Source organism: Brachymonas moutaii (nom. illeg.) (genome assembly GCF_049977365.1).
Lineage (GTDB): Bacteria > Pseudomonadota > Gammaproteobacteria > Burkholderiales > Burkholderiaceae_C > Brachymonas.
In genome coordinates this window covers 77,669-96,298 of record NZ_JBNGEN010000005.1, presented here as the reverse complement: position 1 = coordinate 96,298, position 18,630 = coordinate 77,669, and the positions used below count along the sequence as shown (strand labels likewise).

The following is an 18,630-nucleotide window of genomic DNA, read 5'->3' as shown; positions in this document are numbered from 1 at the left end:
GCGCCCGGCCCTGTCAGGCCAGCTGGCCCCGCACCATGCGCAGCTGGCGGCTGCAGCGGGCGGCGAGCTGGTCGTCGTGGGTGACGAGCACAAACGCGGTCTGGTTCCGGCGCGCCAGATCGAGCATGAGCCCGAAGACCTGGTCGGCCGTGCCGCGGTCGAGGTTGCCGGTGGGTTCGTCGGCCAGCACGCAGGCCGGCTGCGTGACCAGGGCACGGGCAATGGCCACCCGCTGGCGCTCGCCCCCGGAGAGCTCGCCCGGCCGGTGGGCAGCGCGATCGGCCAGCCCCACCTGTTCGAGCATGCGCAGGGCTTCGCGGTGGGCCTCCTCGCGGTCGGCACGCCGGATCCACAGGGGCATGGCCACGTTTTCGGCTGCCGTGAATTCGGCCAGCAGATGGTGAAACTGGTAGACAAAGCCCAGGTGCCGGTTGCGCAGGGCCCCCTGCTCCGCGAGCGAGAGTGCCGAGAACGCCTGCCCCATGAGCTGCACGCTGCCACTGGTGGGAGCATCGAGCCCGCCGAGCATGTGCAGAAGCGTGCTCTTGCCCGAACCCGAAGCCCCCACGATGGCCACCGTCTCCCCGGCGCGGATGTCGAGGTCGATGCCCCGCAGCACGGTCAGGTCGAGGTCACGCCCTTCGTGGAAGCGCTTGGTCAGCCCGGTGGCCTGCAGCACGGTGCGGCCCGGGGTACGAAATGCGGCATCGGGAGAAAGGGACATCTCATTCATAGCGCAATGCCTCCGCAGGATTGACGCGGCTGGCACGCCAGCTCGGATAGACCGTGGCCACGAACGACAGCAGCAGCGACACGATGACGATGGGCACGATGTCGCCGGCCTCGGGGTCGCTCGGCATCTTGCTGATGAGGTACACGTCCTGCGGCAGGAAGTGCGTGTGCAGCAGGTGCTCGATGAAGGGCACGATCACGTCGATGTTGCAGGCCACCAGCAGCCCCAGCAGCAGGCCAGCCAGCGTCCCGATGATGCCGGCTGCAGCCCCCTGCACCATGAAGATCGACATGATGCTGCGCGGCGTGGCGCCCAGCGTGCGCAGGATGGCAATGTCGGCGCGCTTGTCCTGCACGCTCATCACCAGCGTGCTCACCAGGTTGAAGGCCGCCACCGCCACGATGAGCGTCAGGATGATGAACATCATGCGCTTCTCGACCTGCACGGCGGCAAACCAGCTGCGGTTCTGCTGCGTCCAGTCGCTCACGCGGTATTCATGGTCGAACAGGGCGCTGATCTTCTCGGCCACCAGCGGCGCCTGGTTCAGGTCCTTGAGCTTGAGGCGCACACCCGTGGGCCCTTCCACATGGAAGATGCGCGCCGCATCGCTCACATTGAGCAGCACCAGGGTGGAGTCGTATTCGTAATGGCCGGAATTGAAGGTTCCCACCACCGTCACCTGCTTGAGCCGCGGCATCACCCCCGCAGGCGTCATGGTGCCGCTCGGAGCCACCAGCGTCACGGTATCTCCGCGCTGCACGCCCAGCGCGCGAGCCAGCTGTTCGCCCAGCACCACATTGAAACTGTCCGGCTTGAGCTGCTGCAGCACCTCGGCGTTGCCGGCAGACACGTTCGACACCTCGGCTTCGCGCGCAGGCTCGATGCCGCGCACCAGCACGCCGCGCATGTCCTCTCCGCGCACGAGCAGCGACTGCCCGACCACAAAGGGAGCGGCCCCCACCACCTCGGGCACCGCGCGCACCTTCTGGAGCACGCCCTGCACATCTGGCAGGGCGCCGCCCGACGGCGTGAGAATCTCGATGTGCGACACCACGCCCAGCATGCGGTCACGCACCTCCTTCTGGAAGCCGTTCATCACGCTGAGCACGATGATGAGCGCCGCCACCCCCAGCGCGATGCCGAGGATGGAAGCCGCCGAGATGAACGAGATGAACCCGTTGCGCCGGGTGGAGCGACCGGCGCGCGTATAGCGCCAGCCAAGAGAGAGTTCGTAGGGAATGGCCATGGAGGATGGGTGTGTCGGGACGAAGCGCCGCCCCGGTCTGCTGCAGCCGGCAGCTCAATCGCTGCCACACCCTGCATTGTGGCAGTGCCATCCCGGCCTCTCGCCGCCGCCCACCGAAAAGCGTGCAAGCAAAGGTTGCGAACGCGTGCCCGGCTCATCGGCAACGCGCCCGATGGGTGCTGGCTGCGGGGCCTGCCATGTGGCATGCCCCACACGAACCGCAACGAGGACAGGCTCCACGACAACATTGGATACATTTGTTTCAAATTGTCTTCAATCTCCCGGTACTCCCTTTCCTGCAGCATTCTGCGGCAGCGCTCCCTGTGCGGAGCGCCCCTGAACAGGCACGTCACCGCCTCACCCGCCGCGTCTGGCCATCGGAAGAAAGTGTTCGGTTACCCTTTTCCTTATGCCCCAAGGATGCAAATGCAAGCGCGATACGGGACAATAGAGAGTTGCTATATGACCGAAGTCTCCGAGCCCCAGCAGATGGCCATGTCCTCCGCCGCCCATCACCTGATCGTGCCCTTTGCCGCAGCGTCCTCTGCGCGCTGTCAGGCCCGCCTTGACCAGCTGACCCTGCGCCATCTTCCGGTGCTGCTGGGCCGCCTGCAGCGCGAGCAGGACGTGCAGTGCGACGAATACAGCTACAGCCCGCCGCACGAACACGTCCTGGCCCGCGCCCTGGGCTGGCCCGAAGCCTCGCGGCAGGACGGCTGCATGCCCTGGGCGGCCCATCTGGCCCGGCGCCACGGGCTCGAAGGCGCATCGTCCCTGCCCTGGGGCGTGGTCACGCTCTGCCACTGGCAGATCCATGCCGACCACGTCACCATGGCGCATCCGGCCGACCTGCACCTCTCCGCCGCCGAAGGCGACGCGCTGCTGGCCGCCATGCACCCCTGGTTCGCCGAGGAAGGCCTGCATCTGGTTCCCCTCCCGGTCGACAAGACCGGCGTGCTCCAGTGGCTGGCCTGCGGGCCGAGCCTGGAAGGCCTGCGCACCGCCTCGCTCGACCGGGTATGCGGCCGCAACGTCGAAGGCTGGATGGCACTCGCTGCCAAGGCCAGCACCAGCCCCACGGCTGCCCACTCCGCGCCCCTGCGCCGTCTGCAGAGCGAGATGCAGATGCTGCTCTATACCCATCCGGTCAACGATGCCCGCGCCGAACAGGGGGCACTCCCCGTGAACTCATTCTGGCTGTGGGGAGCCGGCTCCCTGCCTGCCGAGCCCCCGCGCCCCTCTGCCGAGGTCTCCGCGCCAGAAGCCGGCACACCGGCCCTGCTGCATCCCCATGTGCTGAGGCAACTCGCCCTGCCGGCGCTGCGCGAAGACTGGGATGCCTGGGAAAAGGCCTGGCACTGGCTCGACGAAGCCGTGTTCGGCCCCCTGCTGGCGCAGCTGCGCGGCGGACAGGCACCGCGTGTGCGCATCACCCTGTGCAGCGAGCGGGGCGCCACGACCTGGCACAACGACCAGCGCCCCGGCCTGCTGCGCCTCCTGGGCCGTCAGCTGCGTCCGCTGCAGATGGCCCGGGTGCTGGAGTCCCTGTAATGCGCCTGCAAACCCGCGATGTGCCTCCCCGCGCGCGCTGGGCGCTGGAGCAGGCTGGCCTGCATCCCCTGCTGGCCCAGCTCTATGCTGCCCGGGGCGTCACCCAGGCCTCCGAGCTCGACGATGCCCTCGCACACCTGCTCCCGCCCGACACGCTCAAGGGCGCCTCCGAGGCGGCCTCTCTGCTGGCCGATGCGATCCGGGACAACCTGCGCATCTGCATCGTGGCCGACTACGACTGCGACGGCGCCACCGCCTGCACCGTGGGCCTGCGCGGCCTGCGCCTGCTGGGGGCGCGACAGGTGCACTTTCTGGTGCCTGATCGCGTCAATGACGGCTACGGACTGACTCCCACCATCGCGCAGCGCGTGCATGCCACGGGCGCCGACGTGCTCGTGACCGTGGACAACGGCATTGCCAGCGTGGACGGCGTGGCCGCCGCACGCGCGCTGGGCATGCAGGTCATCGTCACCGACCACCACCTGCCCGGTGCCGAGCTGCCCGAGGCCGACGCCATGGTCAACCCCAACCAGCCGGGCTGCACCTGTCCGAGCAAATCCATGGCCGGTGTGGGCGTCATGTTCTACGTGCTGCTGGCGCTGCGGGCCGAGCTGCGGCGGCGTGGCACCCTGCCCGATCCCCAGCCCCGCCTCGACACCCTGCTGCCCCTCGTGGCCCTCGGCACCGTGGCCGATGTGGTGCGGCTCGATGCCAACAACCGCCGCATCGTCGCCCAGGGCCTGCGCCGCATCCGGGCCGGTGCCATGCCTCCCGGCATGCGCGAGCTGTTTGCCGTCTCCGGCCGCGATGCGCGCCGCGCCAGCACCTTCGACATGGGCTTCGCGCTCGGCCCGCGCATCAACGCGGCCGGCCGACTGGCGGACATGACGCTGGGCATCGAATGCCTCACCACCGACGATGCCGCCCGCGCCGCAGAGCTCGCGCGCATGCTCGACAGCATCAACCGGGAACGTCGCAGCCTGGAAGAAGGCATGCGCGAACAGGCCATGCACCTGGCCGAAGACCTGTTCACCGACGCCGATACCCCGCCAGCGGCCCTGAGCGTGTTCGATGCGGACTTTCATGAAGGCGTGGTCGGCATCGTGGCCTCCCGCCTCAAGGACCGCCTGCACCGCCCCACCTTCGTGTTTGCCGTGAGCGGCGCCCCCGGACAGCAGCATCTGCTCAAGGGCTCGGGCCGCTCCATTCCCGGCTTTCATCTGCGTGATGCACTGGACCTCGTGGCCAAGCGCCATCCCGGCGTGCTCGTCAAGTTCGGTGGACACGCCATGGCTGCCGGCTGCACCATTGCCCGTGACCACTTCGCCACCTTCGAGCAGGCCCTGACCGAAGTCGCCCATGAATGGCTGGACGCCGCCACTCTGGAGCGCACGCTGGCCACCGACGGCCCGCTGCCGGCCAGCTTCCGCCGCATCGACGTGGCTGCCAGCCTGCAGGAGGCCGTCTGGGGCCAGGGCTTTGCCGCCCCTGTGTTCAGCGAGGAGCTGGAAGTGGTGCACCAGCGCCTCGTGGGCGAGCGGCACCTCAAGCTGCAGCTGCGCCATCAGGGCGAGCTGGTGGATGCCATCTGGTTCGGTCGCAGCGAGCCACTGCCCGCACGCGCCACCCTGGCCTACCGGCTCGACGTCAATGAATGGCGCGGCCAGCAGACGGTGCAGCTGGTGGTCGAAGGCATGGCCGACTGAGCACCCGGCCGTGCGAAAGCACCCTGGCCAGCCATCCTCTCTCCGTCACGGGGCTCCCAGACTGGCGGCATGCCAGCACAGCCCCAGCACGGCGAGCACATGGCCGGCCACCGTGGCCCAGAACACCGACTGGAATTCCGGCTTGGCGTTCTTGTGCCGCAGCAGCTGCTGCGCGGCCAGCGCCCCGGGCCAGCCGCCAGCCAGCGACAGCACATGCAGCTGTTTTTCGGGAATGCGCCAGCGCCTGCGCTGCGCCCGGGTCTTGTCGATGGCATAGACCAGAAAGGTCAGCACACTCAGCCCCGCAAACCCCGCCACCAGCCCATTCGAGAGACGGGGCTGCATGAGCACCATGCCCCACAGCAGCAAGGCGCCGGCCTCGATCGGCCAGAACCACAGCGGCAGGGGGGAAGGCACCGGCCGCCCTGTCCGGCGCCCGGCTCCTGTCCGGCCCGGTGGCACCCCCCGCTCGCCAGGCGCACTGCGTGCAGCCTGCCGCCTCCCTGCCGCTCCGCCCGCTGGAGCAGCAGGGCGCCCGCGAATGACGCTCTCCGGCCCTGTGGCCTGCCGTCGAGGTGCCCCGGTCTCTGGTTGGGGAGCCAGGAACTCCACGTTGTGCCCCTGCCAGCCGCCCTGGTGATCGCGCACCAGCCCCAGGCTCACGCGATCTCCCGGCTGCGGACGATGCTGCCGGTCTGGAAAGGCGCGCCAGTGCACAAAGATCTCGGTTCGGCCCAGAAGCCTGCGGGCTCGCTGCACATCGTCCAGCCGCACAAAGCCGAATCCGCGCGCATCGTCGAACCGGGCCACCCGCCCCTGCCAGCGCTCACTGCCCATGCTTTGCCCCGTGCATTTTCCCCTCGGGGCGATGGACCGGCCGGCTGCTCACAGCCGCCCCATGCGCGCCATCAGTCGACGATGCACCCCTGGCGACACCAGTCCATCCACCTCGCCACCCAGCGAGGCGATCTCACGCACATAGGTGCTGCTCAGAAACTGGTACTGGTCGCTCGGGGTCAGGAACACCGTCTCCACCTCGGGCATGAGCCGGCGGTTCATGCCCGCGAGCTGGAATTCGTAATCGAAGTCCGACACCGCACGCAGCCCACGCACCATGGCGCGCGCACCACGGGCCACCACGAAATCACGCAGCAGGCCGTCATAGCGCTCGACCGTCACGTTCGGATAGCGGGCCACAGCCTCGCGCATCATCGCAAGCCGCTCCTCCAGCTCGAAGAGCGGCTTCTTGTGGTGTCCTGCCGCCACCGCGACAATCAGCTCGCCGAACAGCTCCGACGCACGCCGGACCAGCTCCTCGTGTCCCAGAGTGACCGGATCGAAAGTGCCCGGATAAATGGCCGTGATCGGTTTCATGTCTCGATTGCTCCTGCGGACGCCACCACGCCCGCCTCCAGAAAAACAAATTCCACCCCCATGCTCCCACGTGTCAGGAGCAGGCATGTCCCGACACCAGCCACCATGCCAGGGCGTGCGGGGTCCCTGCAGCAGCCTCTGCGGCCCGGTGAGCGGGGTGGTTCAGACCGCCGGCTCTCGCAGCGGCCGCAGCAGATGCGCATGCACCTGCCCCGCCTTGAGATGGCGCACGCGCTGCCAGCCCAGAAGCAGCAGATCCGCCTCGGTCCATTCGCGCCCGGCCTCCAGATAAAGATAGCCTTCGTCGGCCACCACCTGCTGCGCCAGCCGCACGGCGTCGGCATACCAGTCGCTGGCGTAGGGAGGGTCGAGCAGCACCAGATCGTAACGCTCCCCTCCACCTGCCAGCACCGCGCGCGCGTCGCCCTGCCGCACCGCGACGGCAGTGGCCTGCAGCAGGCGAGCCTGTTCCTGCAGATGTCGCACCAGTCCGGCATGCTGCTCCACCATGCGCACCACCGCCGCCCCCCGCGAGGCAGCCTCGAACCCGAGTGCGCCAGTGCCCGCACACAGATCCAGGCACTTCCAGCCGCCCAGATCCTGCCCGAGCCAGTTGAACAGCGTCTCGCGCACACGGTCGGGCGTGGGACGCAGCCCCTCGGGCATTCCCTTGCCGCTCGGCACAGGCAGCAGGCGGCGCCGCCACTGGCCTCCGATGATGCGCACCTGCCCGGGAGCCAGTCGCGGGCGGTGGGACACAGGCGGGCGCTCCCCGCCAGCAGAAACACGACCGGATCGCTCCCCGGTCAAGGCTGAAGATCGTCTCATGCATGCATGATAGCGGTTGCCCCCTGTGCTGCCGGAACGGCCCCCACTACAATCAGTGGCCTTGCCTTCGTGCAGACCGGACACACCTGCGGAATGGAAGCCCTCCGCTCCATGCCCGCTTCTCGTTCGGACAGAGGATGCCGCGCCGTCTGCGCCTGCCGTTTTGCGCCCACACCCGCTCCATGTTCAGCTTCTTCAAGAAAAAACCCTCTCCTCCCGCCGCCACCGACACCCCCGTGGTGCCCGCGCCCTCTCCTGCCGAGTCCCGCACCGAGCCCGCAGCCGCTTCCCCTGCCCCGTCGGAGCCGCCGGCTGGTGCGGGCGGATGGCTCGGAAAGCTCCGACGCAGTTTCGGCGCAGAGGCACAGACCCCCGAGCCTCCCTCTCCGGCCCTGCCCGACGACCTCCCGCTCGCCCAGCAGGCCCTGGCCAATGCCCTGCAGGCTGCCCCCCTGTCGAGCGCCGGCCCGGCCGTCGAGCCCTCCCCCATCGACGAGGCCGAACTCACCCAGGCCGCGCTAGACGCCGAGCCAGCCGACGAGGTCGAGGTACCGACTCCCGCCCCCCCTGCTCCGACACAGCCCACCGACGCTGCGGCCGATGCTCCCGCGCGCAGCCGCTGGCTCGACCGGCTCCGCAATGGCCTGCGCCGCACCGGCAACAGCATCACCACCGTCTTTACCGGCACGCGCATCGACGACGCCCTCTACGAAGACCTCGAAGCCGCACTCCTCATGGCCGATGCCGGCGTCAATGCCACCCAGTACCTGCTCGACGATCTCAAGGGTCGCGTCAAGGCCGCCAAGGCCACCGACCCGGCCCAGGTGCGCGGTCTGCTGGCCGACGCCATCACCGACTTGCTGCGCCCACTCGAAAAGCCGCTCGTGATCGGGGAACACACCCCCACCGTCATCATGGTCGCGGGCGTCAATGGCGCAGGCAAGACCACCTCCATCGGCAAGCTCACCAAGCATCTCGGCCACCACGGACAGGCCGTGCTGCTGGCTGCGGGCGACACCTTCCGTGCGGCCGCCCGCGAGCAGCTCGCTGTCTGGGCCGACCGCAACACCGTCGAGATCGTCAGCAGCGCCGGCGGAGATCCCGCTGCGCTGGCCTTCGACGCCGTGGCCGCAGGCCGCGCGCGCGGCAAGGACGTAGTGCTGGTGGACACCGCCGGCCGTCTGCCCACCCAGCTCCACCTCATGGAAGAGCTCCGCAAGATCCGGCGCACCATCCAGAAGGCCGAAGGCAGCGCCCCGCATGAGGTGCTGCTCGTCATCGACGGCAACACCGGCCAGAACGCCCTGGCCCAGGTCAAGGCCTTCGACGATGCGCTGCAGCTCACGGGCCTCATCGTCACCAAGCTCGACGGCACAGCCAAGGGCGGTGTGCTGTGTGCCATCGCCCGCGAGAAACCGGTTCCGGTGTACTTCATCGGCGTGGGCGAAAAGCTCGAAGACCTCGAAACCTTCAACGCCCGCGAATTCGCACAGGCCCTGCTGGGCTGATTGCGGACGCCCCGGGGGAGCCATGCGCTGCCCCCGGACAGATCCTTACAACTTGCCGCAGGCCGTTTCCATGGCGCCAGAGAGGGGGGTGTTACCATCCCTGAACACGATGCGATGCCCGATCATGGATGCACACGATGCCTGCGCCTCCTTGGCAAATGGCTCACAACCCAAAACAGGCACGGTATTTGCTTTAATTCCCGCCTTTTTGGGGAACCTTTCCTGATCCGAGGTATCCAATCTCTCGAAAGGAGTGAAAGACCTATGGCCAAACAAGCTGTTTCTTCCACCGCTACCCATGACCTCGCCCTTGCCCCCAACTGGTCGGCAGTGGCGACTCTTCCCCCGCTCGGCAATCTCGACGCCTACATCACGGCAGTCAACCGCATGCCCATGCTCACCGCCGAGCAGGAATCCGAATACGCCCGCAAGCTGCGGGACCACAACGACCTCGACGCAGCAGGTCGCCTCATCATGTCGCATCTGCGCCTGGTGGTGGCCATCTCGCGCCAGTACCTGGGCTATGGCCTGCCGCAGGGCGACCTGATCCAGGAAGGCAACATCGGCCTCATGAAGGCCGTGCGCCGCTTCGATCCCACGCAGGGCGTGCGGCTCGTGAGCTATGCCATGCACTGGATCAAAGCCGAGATCCACGAGTACATCCTCAAGAACTGGCGCATGGTCAAGGTCGCCACGACCAAGGCGCAGCGCAAGCTGTTCTTCAACCTGCGCAGCAAGAAGCAGGGCTTCAAGGCCAGCGCCGACATGGACGACGCCCTCGCCCATCGCGACACCCTGACCGAGCAGGAAATCGACATCATCGCCCGGGACCTCCACGTCAAGCGCGAGGAAGTCATCGAGATGGAAACCCGCATGACCGGCGGCGACGTGCTGCTCGACCCCACGCCCACGGATGACGGCGAGCATGCGTTCGGCCCCATCGCCTACCTGAGCGACGCGAGCCACGAGCCCACCGCCATGATCGAAGCCCGCCAGCGCGACGTGATGGCCACCGACGGCATTGCCGCCGCACTCGACACCCTCGACCCGCGCAGCCGCCGCATCGTCGAAGAGCGCTGGCTCAAGGTCAACGACGACGGCAGCGGCGGCATGACGCTGCACGAGCTGGCCTCGGAATACGGCGTGAGTGCCGAGCGCATCCGCCAGATCGAGACCGCCGCCATGAAGAAGATGAAGAAGGCACTGGCCGAATACGCCTGATCCGCCGGCCTTCTGCTTCTGCCTCTCCCCTACCGCCCCTCTGCCGAGGGGCGTTTTTTTGGCTGCCGCACTGTCTTTCCCCCTCAGCCCCACTCGGCAGGCGTTCCATAATGGCTTCATCGCCTTCGCCTGCCGAGTCCCTGCCCTGCCGTTCCTGCAGGGGGCCATGCGGGCTGTGCGCTTCCGATCATCGACCTTCCTTTTCTGCTCTTTGCCTGCCCATCCATGTCCATTTTTCAGCACCACACCACACACGCCGACATCCACGCCCCCAAGCGCACGCTGTATCCGCCCATCGAGCCGTTCCGCACCGGCATGCTCGACACGGGCGACGGGCACGAGATCTACTGGGAGCTGGTGGGCAATCCGGCGGGGCAGCCGGCCATCTTCCTGCACGGTGGGCCGGGGGCAGGATGCAGCGCCGACCACCGCCGCCTGTTCGACCCCGAGCGCTACTGCGTGCTGCTGTTCGATCAGCGGGGCTGCGGCCGCTCGCGCCCGCATGCCAGCCTCGAACGCAACACGACCTGGGATCTCGTCTCCGACATCGAGCGGCTGCGCAGCATGCTGGGCACCGAGCGCTGGCTGGTCTTTGGCGGTTCGTGGGGCAGCACGCTGGCGCTGGCCTATGCCGAGGAATGCCCCGAGCACGTCAGCGCCCTCGTGCTGCGCGGCATTTTCACGCTGCGCCAGCATGAGCTGGACTGGTTCTACCAGGCAGGCGCTTCCTACCTCTATCCCGACCTGTGGGAGGAATATCTGGCCCCTATCCCGGAAGCCGAACGCGACGACATGGTGGCCGCCTACCGCCGCCGCCTCGTGGGCGACAATGCCGCCGCCCAGCTCGAAGCCGCCCAGGCCTGGGCCCGCTGGGAAGGCCGCACCATCTCGCTGCTGCCTCCGCCCGATGCCGACCACTATGGCGATGCGCATTTCGCGCTGGCCTTCGCCCGCATCGAGAACCACTACTTCACACACCACGGCTTCATGGAAGAAGGGCAACTCATCGCCCATGTGGATCGCCTCCGGGGCATTCCGACGGTGATCGTGCAGGGACGCTACGACCTGTGCACCCCCGCCACCACAGCCTGGGACCTGTACCAGGCCATGGTGGCCATTCACCCCGAGGTGGAGCTGCACTGGGTGGGCAATGCCGGACACGCCTACAGCGAGCCCGGCATTCTCGACCAGCTGGTGCGGGCAACCGACCGCCTGTGCGGCAAGGAGGACTGAGCCCCTCACGCGGCCCACCGCCCCACTGGCCGCGGCAGTTGTATCAGGCTGCCTCTGCTCCCAGCCCTTCTACGCCCGGGGGCGCGCTCAGGCAATCTCTCAGGAGCCTACGGCAAGTGGGCGCATGAGCGGCAGATTTGGACTGCTACCCCGGCGCGGACAGTCGGTGCGAGACAGACCGGAATGCTCTACAAGTTGTGACAATATGGCCGGCGCTCCTGTCACTGCAGGTTGTCCGAAGGCTGACGCGATGGTTACACTTTTCTCCAGAGTCTACGCACTCGGTTGTTGTAGCAGGGCCAGTCGAAGCCAATCCATGCCTCTGACCCATCCATGTTTCATTTTTGGAGGATTTTCAGATGACCACCCGTTTTGCCATGCGTACTGCCCTCGTGGCTGCCGCCCTTGCCGCTGCCTTTGGTGCCAGCGCTGCTGTTCCGCACTCCAAGGAAGCCGCTGCGGCCAAGGCGCACAGCGCCACGTTGACAGCCCTGCCGGAAGCCCAATACACCGCCAACGCCGAAGCCCGCTGCGCCCCTCTGCCTGAAGGCTACAAGGAAGCCTGCATGGCCCGCGTGAAGGACGGTGCGGGCAGCAAGGAAGGCAGCGTGCAGGGCGGCGGCATCCTGTTCGAGAGCAAGACCACGGCTCCGCTGGGCTCCAAGCTGGACCTGCCCCCGAAGGTGGCTGCCGAACATGCGCCCATGGGCAAGCCGGCCAAGGCTGCCAAGCCCATGAAGCATGCTGTGCCCCACAAGCCCATGGCCAAGAAGCCCCTGCCCAAGAAGGCCCCGGCTCCGGCTCCGATGAAGGGCAAGCCGGCTCCTGCTTCTATGCAGCCGGCTCCTGCCGCGAAGTGAGCACATCCACCTGACCGGCCTGCCGCTCTGTGCGCCCACGCAGCGGCAGCTTCGCCTGTCCGGCATGTGACCAGCCCGCCCTCCGGCGGGCTTTTTTGTGTGCTCGGAAAGCGTGTGGGAGCTCTGGCGCCGGTCCCTGGCATGGGTAGGCAGGGCCAATCCGGCGGCAGTATGATGACGCCCTTTCCTCTTTTCAGCAGTTGCCCCTTACCCTCATGTCGGATGGTCTGAACGTCTCCCAGCAAGAAGCTGTCAATTACCTGCAGGGCCCCTGCCTGGTGCTCGCGGGGGCGGGATCGGGCAAGACGCGCGTGATCACGCACAAGATCGGCCGCCTCATCCAGGCAGGCTGCGCCCCCGAGCGCATTGCGGCCATCACCTTCACGAACAAGGCCGCCGCGGAGATGCGCGAACGTGCCAAGGGCCTGATTGGCAAGGCGGCGGGCAAGGTGATCATCTGCACGTTCCACGCCCTGGGAGTGCGCATGCTGCGCGAGGACGGGCAGGCGCTGGGGCTCAAGGAGCAGTTCAGCATTCTGGACGCCTCGGATGTGCTCAGCCTGCTCAAGGACTGCGGGGGCACCACCGACGCAGCCGTGGCGCGCCAGTGGCAGTGGACGATCAGCCTGTGGAAGAACCAGGGGTTGACGGCCGAACAGGCGCTGGCCGCCTGCACGGTGGGCCATGACGAACACCGCAGCGCGGCCATGGTCATGGCCCGCTACCAGGAGCGCCTGGCGGCCTACCAGAGCGTGGATTTCGACGATCTGATCGGCCTGCCGCTCAAGCTGCTGCAGGAGCACCCCGAGGTGCGAGCCAAGTGGCAGCAGGCGCTGGGCTACGTGCTGGTGGACGAATACCAGGACACCAACGCCACCCAGTACGAGCTGCTCAAGCTGCTCGTGGGCTGGCCAGACCGGCCCGATGCGCGTTTTACCGCGGTGGGTGACGACGACCAGAGCATCTACGGCTGGCGAGGGGCCACACTCGACAACCTGCGCAAGCTGCCGGTGGACTTCCCGGGGCTCAAGGTCATCAAGCTCGAACAGAACTACCGCTCGACCGGCGCGATCCTGCAGGCCGCCAACAATGTGATCGGCCCGAATCCCAAGCTGTTTCCCAAGACGCTGTGGAGCGCGCTGGGCGAAGGCGAGCCGGTGCGGGTGGTGGATGCCGACAACGAGGAACACGAGGCCGAGCGCGTGGTGGCCCGCATCCAGAGCCAGCGTGCCACCTCGCCGCACAAGGAATGGCGGGATTTTGCCGTGCTCTACCGCGCCAACCACCAGAGCCGGCTGATCGAGACCGCGCTGCGCAAGGCGCAGATTCCCTACAAGGTCTCGGGGGGCACCAGCTTTTTCGACCGAGCCGAAATCAAGGACCTGTGCGCCTGGTTCCGGCTGCTGGCCAACAACGACGACGATCCGGCCTTCCTGCGCGCCATCACCTGCCCCAAGCGCGGCATCGGGCACACCACCCTGGCGCAGCTCGGGGAGTTCGCCAACCGCTACCGCATCAGCATGTTCGAGGCCCTGTTCAGCCACTCGCTGGGCACGGCGCTGTCCAAGCGTGCCGTGGATGGCCTGCACGAGTTCGGCCGCTATCTCAACGATCTCGAATACCGCGCCCGCTCCACGAGCGGCGCCGAGGCGGCCAAGGCCTTTCTGCAGGAATGGCTGCGCGACATCGGCTTCGAGAAGTACCTCTACGACAGCGAGGACAGCGAGAAGGTGGCCGCCGGCCGCTGGAACAATGTGCTGGAATTCTGCGACTGGATGGCCAACCGCTGCGGCGGCTTCGTGGACGACACGGCGGGCGTGACCATGCAGAGCACCACCAAGACGGTGCTCGAAATCGCGCAGAACGTGGCCCTGCTCTCCACCATCTCGGAGCGCCAGCAGGACCAGAACGTGGTCACGCTCTCCACGCTGCATGCAGCCAAGGGGCTGGAATGGCCGCACGTCATGCTTGTCGGCGTGACCGAGGGCATGCTGCCCTTCAAGGTGGAAGATGCCGAGGGCAATACGGAAAGCGAGGGCCTGGCCCAGCGCATCCAGGAGGAGCGGCGGCTCATGTACGTGGGCATCACCCGCGCCCAGCGCAGCCTGGCCGTGAGCTGGCCCAAGAAGCGCAAGAAGGGCCGCGACCTCGTCAGCGCGCAGCCCAGCCGCTTCATCAAGGAAATGGCGCTCGACGCCGCCACCGTCAAGGAAGACCCGCGCGAGAAGCTCAAGGCCCTGCGCGCCGAGTTCGCCAAGCGGGCCGCCGCCAGCAAGGCCTCACAGGCGCCACACTGATCCCCCGCCCGGACGCGGGTGGCATGCAGACCTGCATGTCCGCCGCAGCCGGGCATCTCCCGTTCCCTTCTTTTTTCTGTGCCTGCACTTTTTTTGCCATGACCTTTGCCGACACCCTGGCCACCCTGCCCTCCATCGACCATCTGCGCGGACTCGACATCGTGAATGAACGGGGCGAGGTGATGCACCACATTCCCCATGCGCCGGGCAAGACCGGCTCACTGCGGCTGTATGCCGCACTGGCAGACCGCTTCGGGGGGCTGCTGGATGCCGCCGCCGTGGAACAGGGGCTGCAGTGGTTTGGCGAACACGTGGCCGACGCAGAGGCCCATCCCGGAGCCCATCCCAACATCGATCTGCTGCTGCAGCAGCGCAAGGCCCTGGCCGGCTGGCGCCTGGTGCCGCTGCCGCGCTGAGTCCCGGCACGCTGCCCCCGAGGCGGCAAGTGCCTGTCCCGCAGGGGCGCGCCATCACGCGATGGGTTCGACCGTGACTCCCACCGACAGCGTGTGGTCTGCGTGGCCATACAGCACTCCCCGGATGGGAGAGACATCGGCAAAGTCGCGGCCAACGGCCAGACACACATAGTCTTCGCCCGGCGCCATCCAGCCCACGCGGTTGTTGGTGGGATCGAGATCGAACCAGCCTCCCTGGGGAGCGGAGTCCTCCCCCGCCGGGACAGCCCCGCCGATCACCGGCAGCCAGGCCGGCAGATCGGGCACATAGACCGACACCCAGGCGTGCGAGGCATCGGCTCCGCGCAGCCGCGGCTGACCGGGTGGCGGCATGGTGAGCAGGTAGCCACTGACGTAGCGTGCGGCCAGCCCGAGCGAGCGCAGGCAGCACAGCAGCACATGGGCAAAGTCCTGGCAGACGCCGGCGCGCCGGATCAGCGTGGTTTCGGCCGGTGTGCCGATCTCGGTACTGCCGGCGCGATAGCTGAACTCATGGTGAATGCGGGCCGTGAGGTGGCAGGCTGCCTCCACCAGCGCACGCCCCGGCGTGAACGAGGGACGGGCATAGTCGATGAACTCGGGACGGGTGCGCACATGCACCGAGGGGTACACGTACTGGCTGGCCGGATCGTAGGGGGCTCCCTGTCGGTACACGAAGCGCTCGCGCACGGCTTCCCAGGCCACGGTGCTGAAAGCGGGTGGCGGTGCCGTGGTGCACACGTCGCTGACAGAGCGCACACCCAGATGGTCATGGGGATGGTCGATGGCGAACCAGTCCACCCCATTGCCGAAAAGATCCTGTCGGTGCTCGATCCAGGCAGGCGCGGGATCGACGTCGAGCGCGTGCAGGAGCGTCGTCTGCAGCGGAGTGGCCACGGGCCGCAGATGCGCCTGATGCAGTGCGCCATCGACCATGTGCTCGTAGAGATAGCGGGTGTCATGGGTGATGCGCAGCTTCATGGATCATGCCCCCAGACTGAGCCGCACCTGGCGCGTATGGGTGAAGTGCCGCACCGTGAGCGCCTGCGAGAGTTCCCCCATGGCACGGCGCACCTCCTGCAGCAGGGCATGCAGGGCTGCCCTGTGGCCCTGGGCATCGGCCTGGGCGAGCATGGCGGGATCGACATTTCCCGGCTCGGGCAGGTGCAGAGCCAGATCCTCCAGATCGGGCGGATTGCCTTCCTGCAGGCGGGCCAGCCGCCCCGAGAGCGACTGCATGACCCACCCCAGGGCACGCGGGTTCTCGCGGCTGTGCACCAGCAGCTCCAGCAGCGCGGCCAGATCATGGCTCTGCTGGTAGCGCGCATGGAACGAGATGGTGCTGTCGCACAGAACCAGCAGGGCCTCGAAGCCGTCATCATCCTCCACGGCGCGGGTGGAAAAGGCCAGATCGAAGGCCTCGCACAGAAAGCCGGCCCGCTCGATGAAGCGGCCGATCGAGAGCAGCCGCCAGCCGTTGTCGCGCATCATGCGGTCGAGCTGGGCGCCGATGATGCCGGAGAGCCGCCGCATGAGGTCGCGCAGCAGCTCCTGCGCATCGGCCCACGAAGGCACAGGCTGGGCGGCCAGGGCACGGCTTTCGAGGGCAAAGGTTTCCTGCAGCGAGCGGATTTCGGCCCAGTGCTCCAGCGCAAGCCGGTCGCGCACCTGCGAGGCCGCATGCCGCAGCGACTGCAGGTTGAAGGCCAGCGAGCACAGTCCGTCCTGCCCGGCCATGCCGGTGATGAGGGCATGCACAAAGGCCTGTCGATCCTCCACCAGCCCGGGCGTGCCCGGTGGCACCAGCCCTTGTGCGCGGGCGAGCGCATCGAGCCAGCCCCGCAGCGGGTGCGAAGCCTGCTCCTCGCCGGTCAGGGTATTGAGAATGAGCTGGATGAGGCGGGCATTGTTCTCGATGCGCTCGGTGTAGCGCCCCATCCAGAACAGGTTGTCTGCCGCCCGACTGGTGACGTTGCGCACCGGCGCACCGCGCGCAGCCAGGGTCCGGACGACCGGGCGGGGCGCCATGCCCTGCATCTCCTGCTGCTGGCTGGAGAGCACCCACACATCCGCGCTGGAGCCGCCCCAGCGCATCGAGGACAGCTCCCCGCCCTCGCTGGCGAGCCGGGCCATGCCTCCGGGCAGTACCCGCCAGCTGTCCGCCCCGTTGGAGAGGGCAAACACGCGCACGATGGCAGGGCGCTCCAGCAGCTCGCCTGCCCCCGTCTGTGCCCCGGCAGCAGGGCGCCAGATCGGTACGCCCGAAGCGGGCAGATAGCGCTGCACGGTGCACTCATCGGCCTGGGCACGGATGCGGTTCACCCACTCCGCACGCTGGGCCGGAGTGAGCCAGCGCGTGAGTGCCGTGTCGAAGTGCTGGCGTGCCGGTGCGCCCGGATACGGCGCCGGATAGGTCGGCTTGATGACGCAGCCGTCGATGAGCCCCAGGGCCTGTTCGCGTGCGGCTGCCTCGCCGCACCACCAGGTCGGCAGGGCGGGCAGCGCCAGCTCCTCGCCGATGAGGCGGCGGGCCAGCGCGGGCAGGAAGCCGAGCAGCGCCCCGGACTCCAGAAACCCGGCCCCCGGCGCATTGGCCATGAGCACATGGCCGGCACGGAGCGCCTCCAGCAGACCGGGCACGCCCAGCTGCGAATCGGGGCGCAGCTCCAGAGGGTCGAGGAACTGGTCGTCCATGCGCTTGATGAGCACATCGACCCGTTCGAGGCCCTGCAGGGTCTTGAGGTAGAGCCTGCGGTCGCGCACCGTGAGGTCGCTGCCCTCCACGAGCGAGATGCCCAGATAGCGCGCCAGATAGGCATGCTCGAAATAGGTTTCGTTGTAGGGCCCGGGGGTGAGCAGGGCAATGTGCGCATTCTCGCCGGCAGGGCTCGCCTGCCGCAGGCTGGCCATGAGGCTGCGATAGGCCCCTGCAAGCCGCCGCACGTGCATGCCGTCGAAGGCCTGCGGGAACTGGTGCGAGACGGCGTGGCGATTCTCCAGCAGATACCCTAGCCCCGAGGGTGCCTGCAGCCGCTGGGAAACGATCCACCAGCCGCCCTCCGGCCCCCGAGCCAGATCGAAGGCGGCAATGTGCAGCCTCCGCCCGCCCACCGGCGTGACACCGTGCATGCAGGGCAGGTAGTCGGGGTGCCCCTGCACCAGCGCAGGCGGCAGCAGCCCCTCGCGCAGCAGATGCTGGGGGCCATAGACATCGGTCAGGATGTGTTCGAGCACCCGCACCTGCTGCAGCACGCCCTGGCGGATGTGGGCCCAATCGGCCGCGCCGATGAGCAGCGGAAACAGGTCGACGGCCCACGGGCGCTGCACATCGCCGTCACCGGCGTAGACGTTGTAGCTGACATCGTCCTCGCGGATCTGGCGGCGCAGCCCCTGCAGGCGTGCGTCGAGCGCGGCGGGATCGGGCCGCGTATGGCGCCAGAAGTCGCGCCACGCCGGCGCCAGATCCTCCTGCCGCAGGCCGGGCAGATCCAGCCGCCCCCCCTCGCAGCGCGCCTGCCCCAGCAGCTCGCTGAAGCGCAGCACGCTGCCGGGAGCGCAGACAGGGGGAGACGCCGGCACCAGGCCGGGCGGAGAGGAGGAAGAAAGCACGAAGGACACGTCCCGGATTGTCCGCTTCCG

Annotated in this window: 15 protein-coding genes; 8 read left to right on the top strand and 7 right to left on the bottom strand. The window is 67.9% G+C overall.

Features of this window, described 5'->3' with window-relative positions; genetic code table 11:
- Window positions 1-13: 13 nt before the first annotated feature.
- Window positions 14-733 carry a lipoprotein-releasing ABC transporter ATP-binding protein LolD gene (lolD, locus tag ACP2WS_RS07420; protein WP_426460239.1) on the bottom strand — a complete coding sequence of 240 codons (720 nt, stop codon included), beginning with the start codon at window positions 731-733 and terminating at the stop codon, window positions 14-16.
- Window positions 726-1,979 (bottom strand): lipoprotein-releasing ABC transporter permease subunit, encoded by a 1,254-nt coding sequence (locus ACP2WS_RS07415; protein WP_426460238.1) that lies wholly within the window; start codon window positions 1,977-1,979, stop codon window positions 726-728. Before ACP2WS_RS07415 ends, lolD begins: the two co-directional genes overlap by 8 nt.
- A 462-nt stretch (window positions 1,980-2,441) precedes the next feature.
- Here ACP2WS_RS07415 and ACP2WS_RS07410 point away from each other — a divergent pair, with 462 nt between their 5' ends.
- Both ACP2WS_RS07410 and recJ read left to right on the top strand, forming a co-directional pair.
- Entirely contained in the window at window positions 2,442-3,530 is a 1,089-nt protein-coding gene (locus ACP2WS_RS07410) for a phosphoglycerate mutase (protein ID WP_426460237.1), read from the top strand.
- The gene (recJ, locus tag ACP2WS_RS07405) at window positions 3,530-5,236 is read left to right on the top strand and encodes a single-stranded-DNA-specific exonuclease RecJ (protein ID WP_426460236.1); all 1,707 of its coding nucleotides are present in this window, start codon (window positions 3,530-3,532) and stop codon (window positions 5,234-5,236) included. Before ACP2WS_RS07410 ends, recJ begins: the two co-directional genes overlap by 1 nt.
- 45 nt (window positions 5,237-5,281) lie before the next feature.
- Here the strand turns inward: recJ and ACP2WS_RS07400 are convergent, their stop codons facing one another.
- The 3 genes from ACP2WS_RS07400 to rsmD form a co-directional block, all read right to left on the bottom strand.
- Window positions 5,282-6,073: a DUF1294 domain-containing protein gene (locus ACP2WS_RS07400; RefSeq protein ID WP_426460235.1), complete on the bottom strand. Its 792-nt coding sequence runs from the start codon at window positions 6,071-6,073 to the stop codon at window positions 5,282-5,284.
- Between the two features lie 48 nt (window positions 6,074-6,121).
- A complete protein-coding gene (gene coaD / locus ACP2WS_RS07395) occupies window positions 6,122-6,610 on the bottom strand; it encodes a pantetheine-phosphate adenylyltransferase (protein ID WP_374492203.1) in 489 nt (162 codons plus the stop codon).
- Window positions 6,611-6,772: 162 nt separating this feature from the next.
- The gene (gene rsmD, locus ACP2WS_RS07390; RefSeq protein WP_426460234.1) at window positions 6,773-7,369 is read right to left on the bottom strand and encodes a 16S rRNA (guanine(966)-N(2))-methyltransferase RsmD; all 597 of its coding nucleotides are present in this window, start codon (window positions 7,367-7,369) and stop codon (window positions 6,773-6,775) included.
- Window positions 7,370-7,620: 251 nt separating this feature from the next.
- Between rsmD and ftsY the strand changes: the two genes are divergently transcribed.
- The 6 genes from ftsY (at window position 7,621) to ACP2WS_RS07360 (ending at window position 14,973) form a co-directional block, all read left to right on the top strand.
- Window positions 7,621-8,946 (top strand): signal recognition particle-docking protein FtsY, encoded by a 1,326-nt coding sequence (gene ftsY, locus ACP2WS_RS07385; RefSeq protein WP_426460233.1) that lies wholly within the window; start codon window positions 7,621-7,623, stop codon window positions 8,944-8,946.
- Between the two features lie 225 nt (window positions 8,947-9,171).
- Complete coding sequence (rpoH, locus tag ACP2WS_RS07380; RefSeq protein WP_426460301.1) at window positions 9,172-10,167, top strand: RNA polymerase sigma factor RpoH; 996 nt, start codon at window positions 9,172-9,174, stop codon at window positions 10,165-10,167.
- Between the two features lie 225 nt (window positions 10,168-10,392).
- Window positions 10,393-11,400, top strand: a complete 1,008-nt coding sequence (gene pip, locus ACP2WS_RS07375; RefSeq protein WP_426460232.1) for a prolyl aminopeptidase — start codon at window positions 10,393-10,395, stop codon at window positions 11,398-11,400.
- A 359-nt stretch (window positions 11,401-11,759) separates the two neighbouring features.
- Window positions 11,760-12,260, top strand: a complete 501-nt coding sequence (locus ACP2WS_RS07370; protein WP_426460231.1) for a hypothetical protein — start codon at window positions 11,760-11,762, stop codon at window positions 12,258-12,260.
- 215 nt (window positions 12,261-12,475) lie between these two features.
- Window positions 12,476-14,557 carry an ATP-dependent helicase gene (locus ACP2WS_RS07365; protein ID WP_426460229.1) on the top strand — a complete coding sequence of 694 codons (2,082 nt, stop codon included), beginning with the start codon at window positions 12,476-12,478 and terminating at the stop codon, window positions 14,555-14,557.
- Window positions 14,558-14,655: 98 nt separating this feature from the next.
- Entirely contained in the window at window positions 14,656-14,973 is a 318-nt protein-coding gene (locus ACP2WS_RS07360) for a DUF2322 family protein (protein ID WP_374492197.1), read from the top strand.
- 54 nt (window positions 14,974-15,027) lie between these two features.
- Here the strand turns inward: ACP2WS_RS07360 and ACP2WS_RS07355 are convergent, their stop codons facing one another.
- Both ACP2WS_RS07355 and ACP2WS_RS07350 read right to left on the bottom strand, forming a co-directional pair.
- Window positions 15,028-15,972, bottom strand: coding sequence for a transglutaminase family protein (locus ACP2WS_RS07355; RefSeq protein WP_426460228.1), 945 nt, complete (start codon window positions 15,970-15,972; stop codon window positions 15,028-15,030).
- A gap of 3 nt (window positions 15,973-15,975) precedes the next feature.
- Complete coding sequence (locus ACP2WS_RS07350; protein ID WP_426460227.1) at window positions 15,976-18,609, bottom strand: circularly permuted type 2 ATP-grasp protein; 2,634 nt, start codon at window positions 18,607-18,609, stop codon at window positions 15,976-15,978.
- Window positions 18,610-18,630 lie beyond the last annotated feature (21 nt).

What these genes read in the sequence shown, in the direction of transcription:
- lolD (WP_426460239.1), bottom strand. Translation starts at nt 733, where the DNA reads ATGAATGAGATGTCCCTTTCTCCCGATGCCGCATTTCGTACCCCGGGC.
- ACP2WS_RS07415 (WP_426460238.1), bottom strand. Translation starts at nt 1,979, where the DNA reads ATGGCCATTCCCTACGAACTCTCTCTTGGCTGGCGCTATACGCGCGCC.
- ACP2WS_RS07410 (WP_426460237.1), top strand. Translation starts at nt 2,442, where the DNA reads ATGACCGAAGTCTCCGAGCCCCAGCAGATGGCCATGTCCTCCGCCGCC.
- recJ (WP_426460236.1), top strand. Translation starts at nt 3,530, where the DNA reads ATGCGCCTGCAAACCCGCGATGTGCCTCCCCGCGCGCGCTGGGCGCTG.
- ACP2WS_RS07400 (WP_426460235.1), bottom strand. Translation starts at nt 6,073, where the DNA reads ATGGGCAGTGAGCGCTGGCAGGGGCGGGTGGCCCGGTTCGACGATGCG.
- coaD (WP_374492203.1), bottom strand. Translation starts at nt 6,610, where the DNA reads ATGAAACCGATCACGGCCATTTATCCGGGCACTTTCGATCCGGTCACT.
- ftsY (WP_426460233.1), top strand. Translation starts at nt 7,621, where the DNA reads ATGTTCAGCTTCTTCAAGAAAAAACCCTCTCCTCCCGCCGCCACCGAC.
- pip (WP_426460232.1), top strand. Translation starts at nt 10,393, where the DNA reads ATGTCCATTTTTCAGCACCACACCACACACGCCGACATCCACGCCCCC.
- ACP2WS_RS07370 (WP_426460231.1), top strand. Translation starts at nt 11,760, where the DNA reads ATGACCACCCGTTTTGCCATGCGTACTGCCCTCGTGGCTGCCGCCCTT.
- ACP2WS_RS07365 (WP_426460229.1), top strand. Translation starts at nt 12,476, where the DNA reads ATGTCGGATGGTCTGAACGTCTCCCAGCAAGAAGCTGTCAATTACCTG.
- ACP2WS_RS07360 (WP_374492197.1), top strand. Translation starts at nt 14,656, where the DNA reads ATGACCTTTGCCGACACCCTGGCCACCCTGCCCTCCATCGACCATCTG.
- ACP2WS_RS07355 (WP_426460228.1), bottom strand. Translation starts at nt 15,972, where the DNA reads ATGAAGCTGCGCATCACCCATGACACCCGCTATCTCTACGAGCACATG.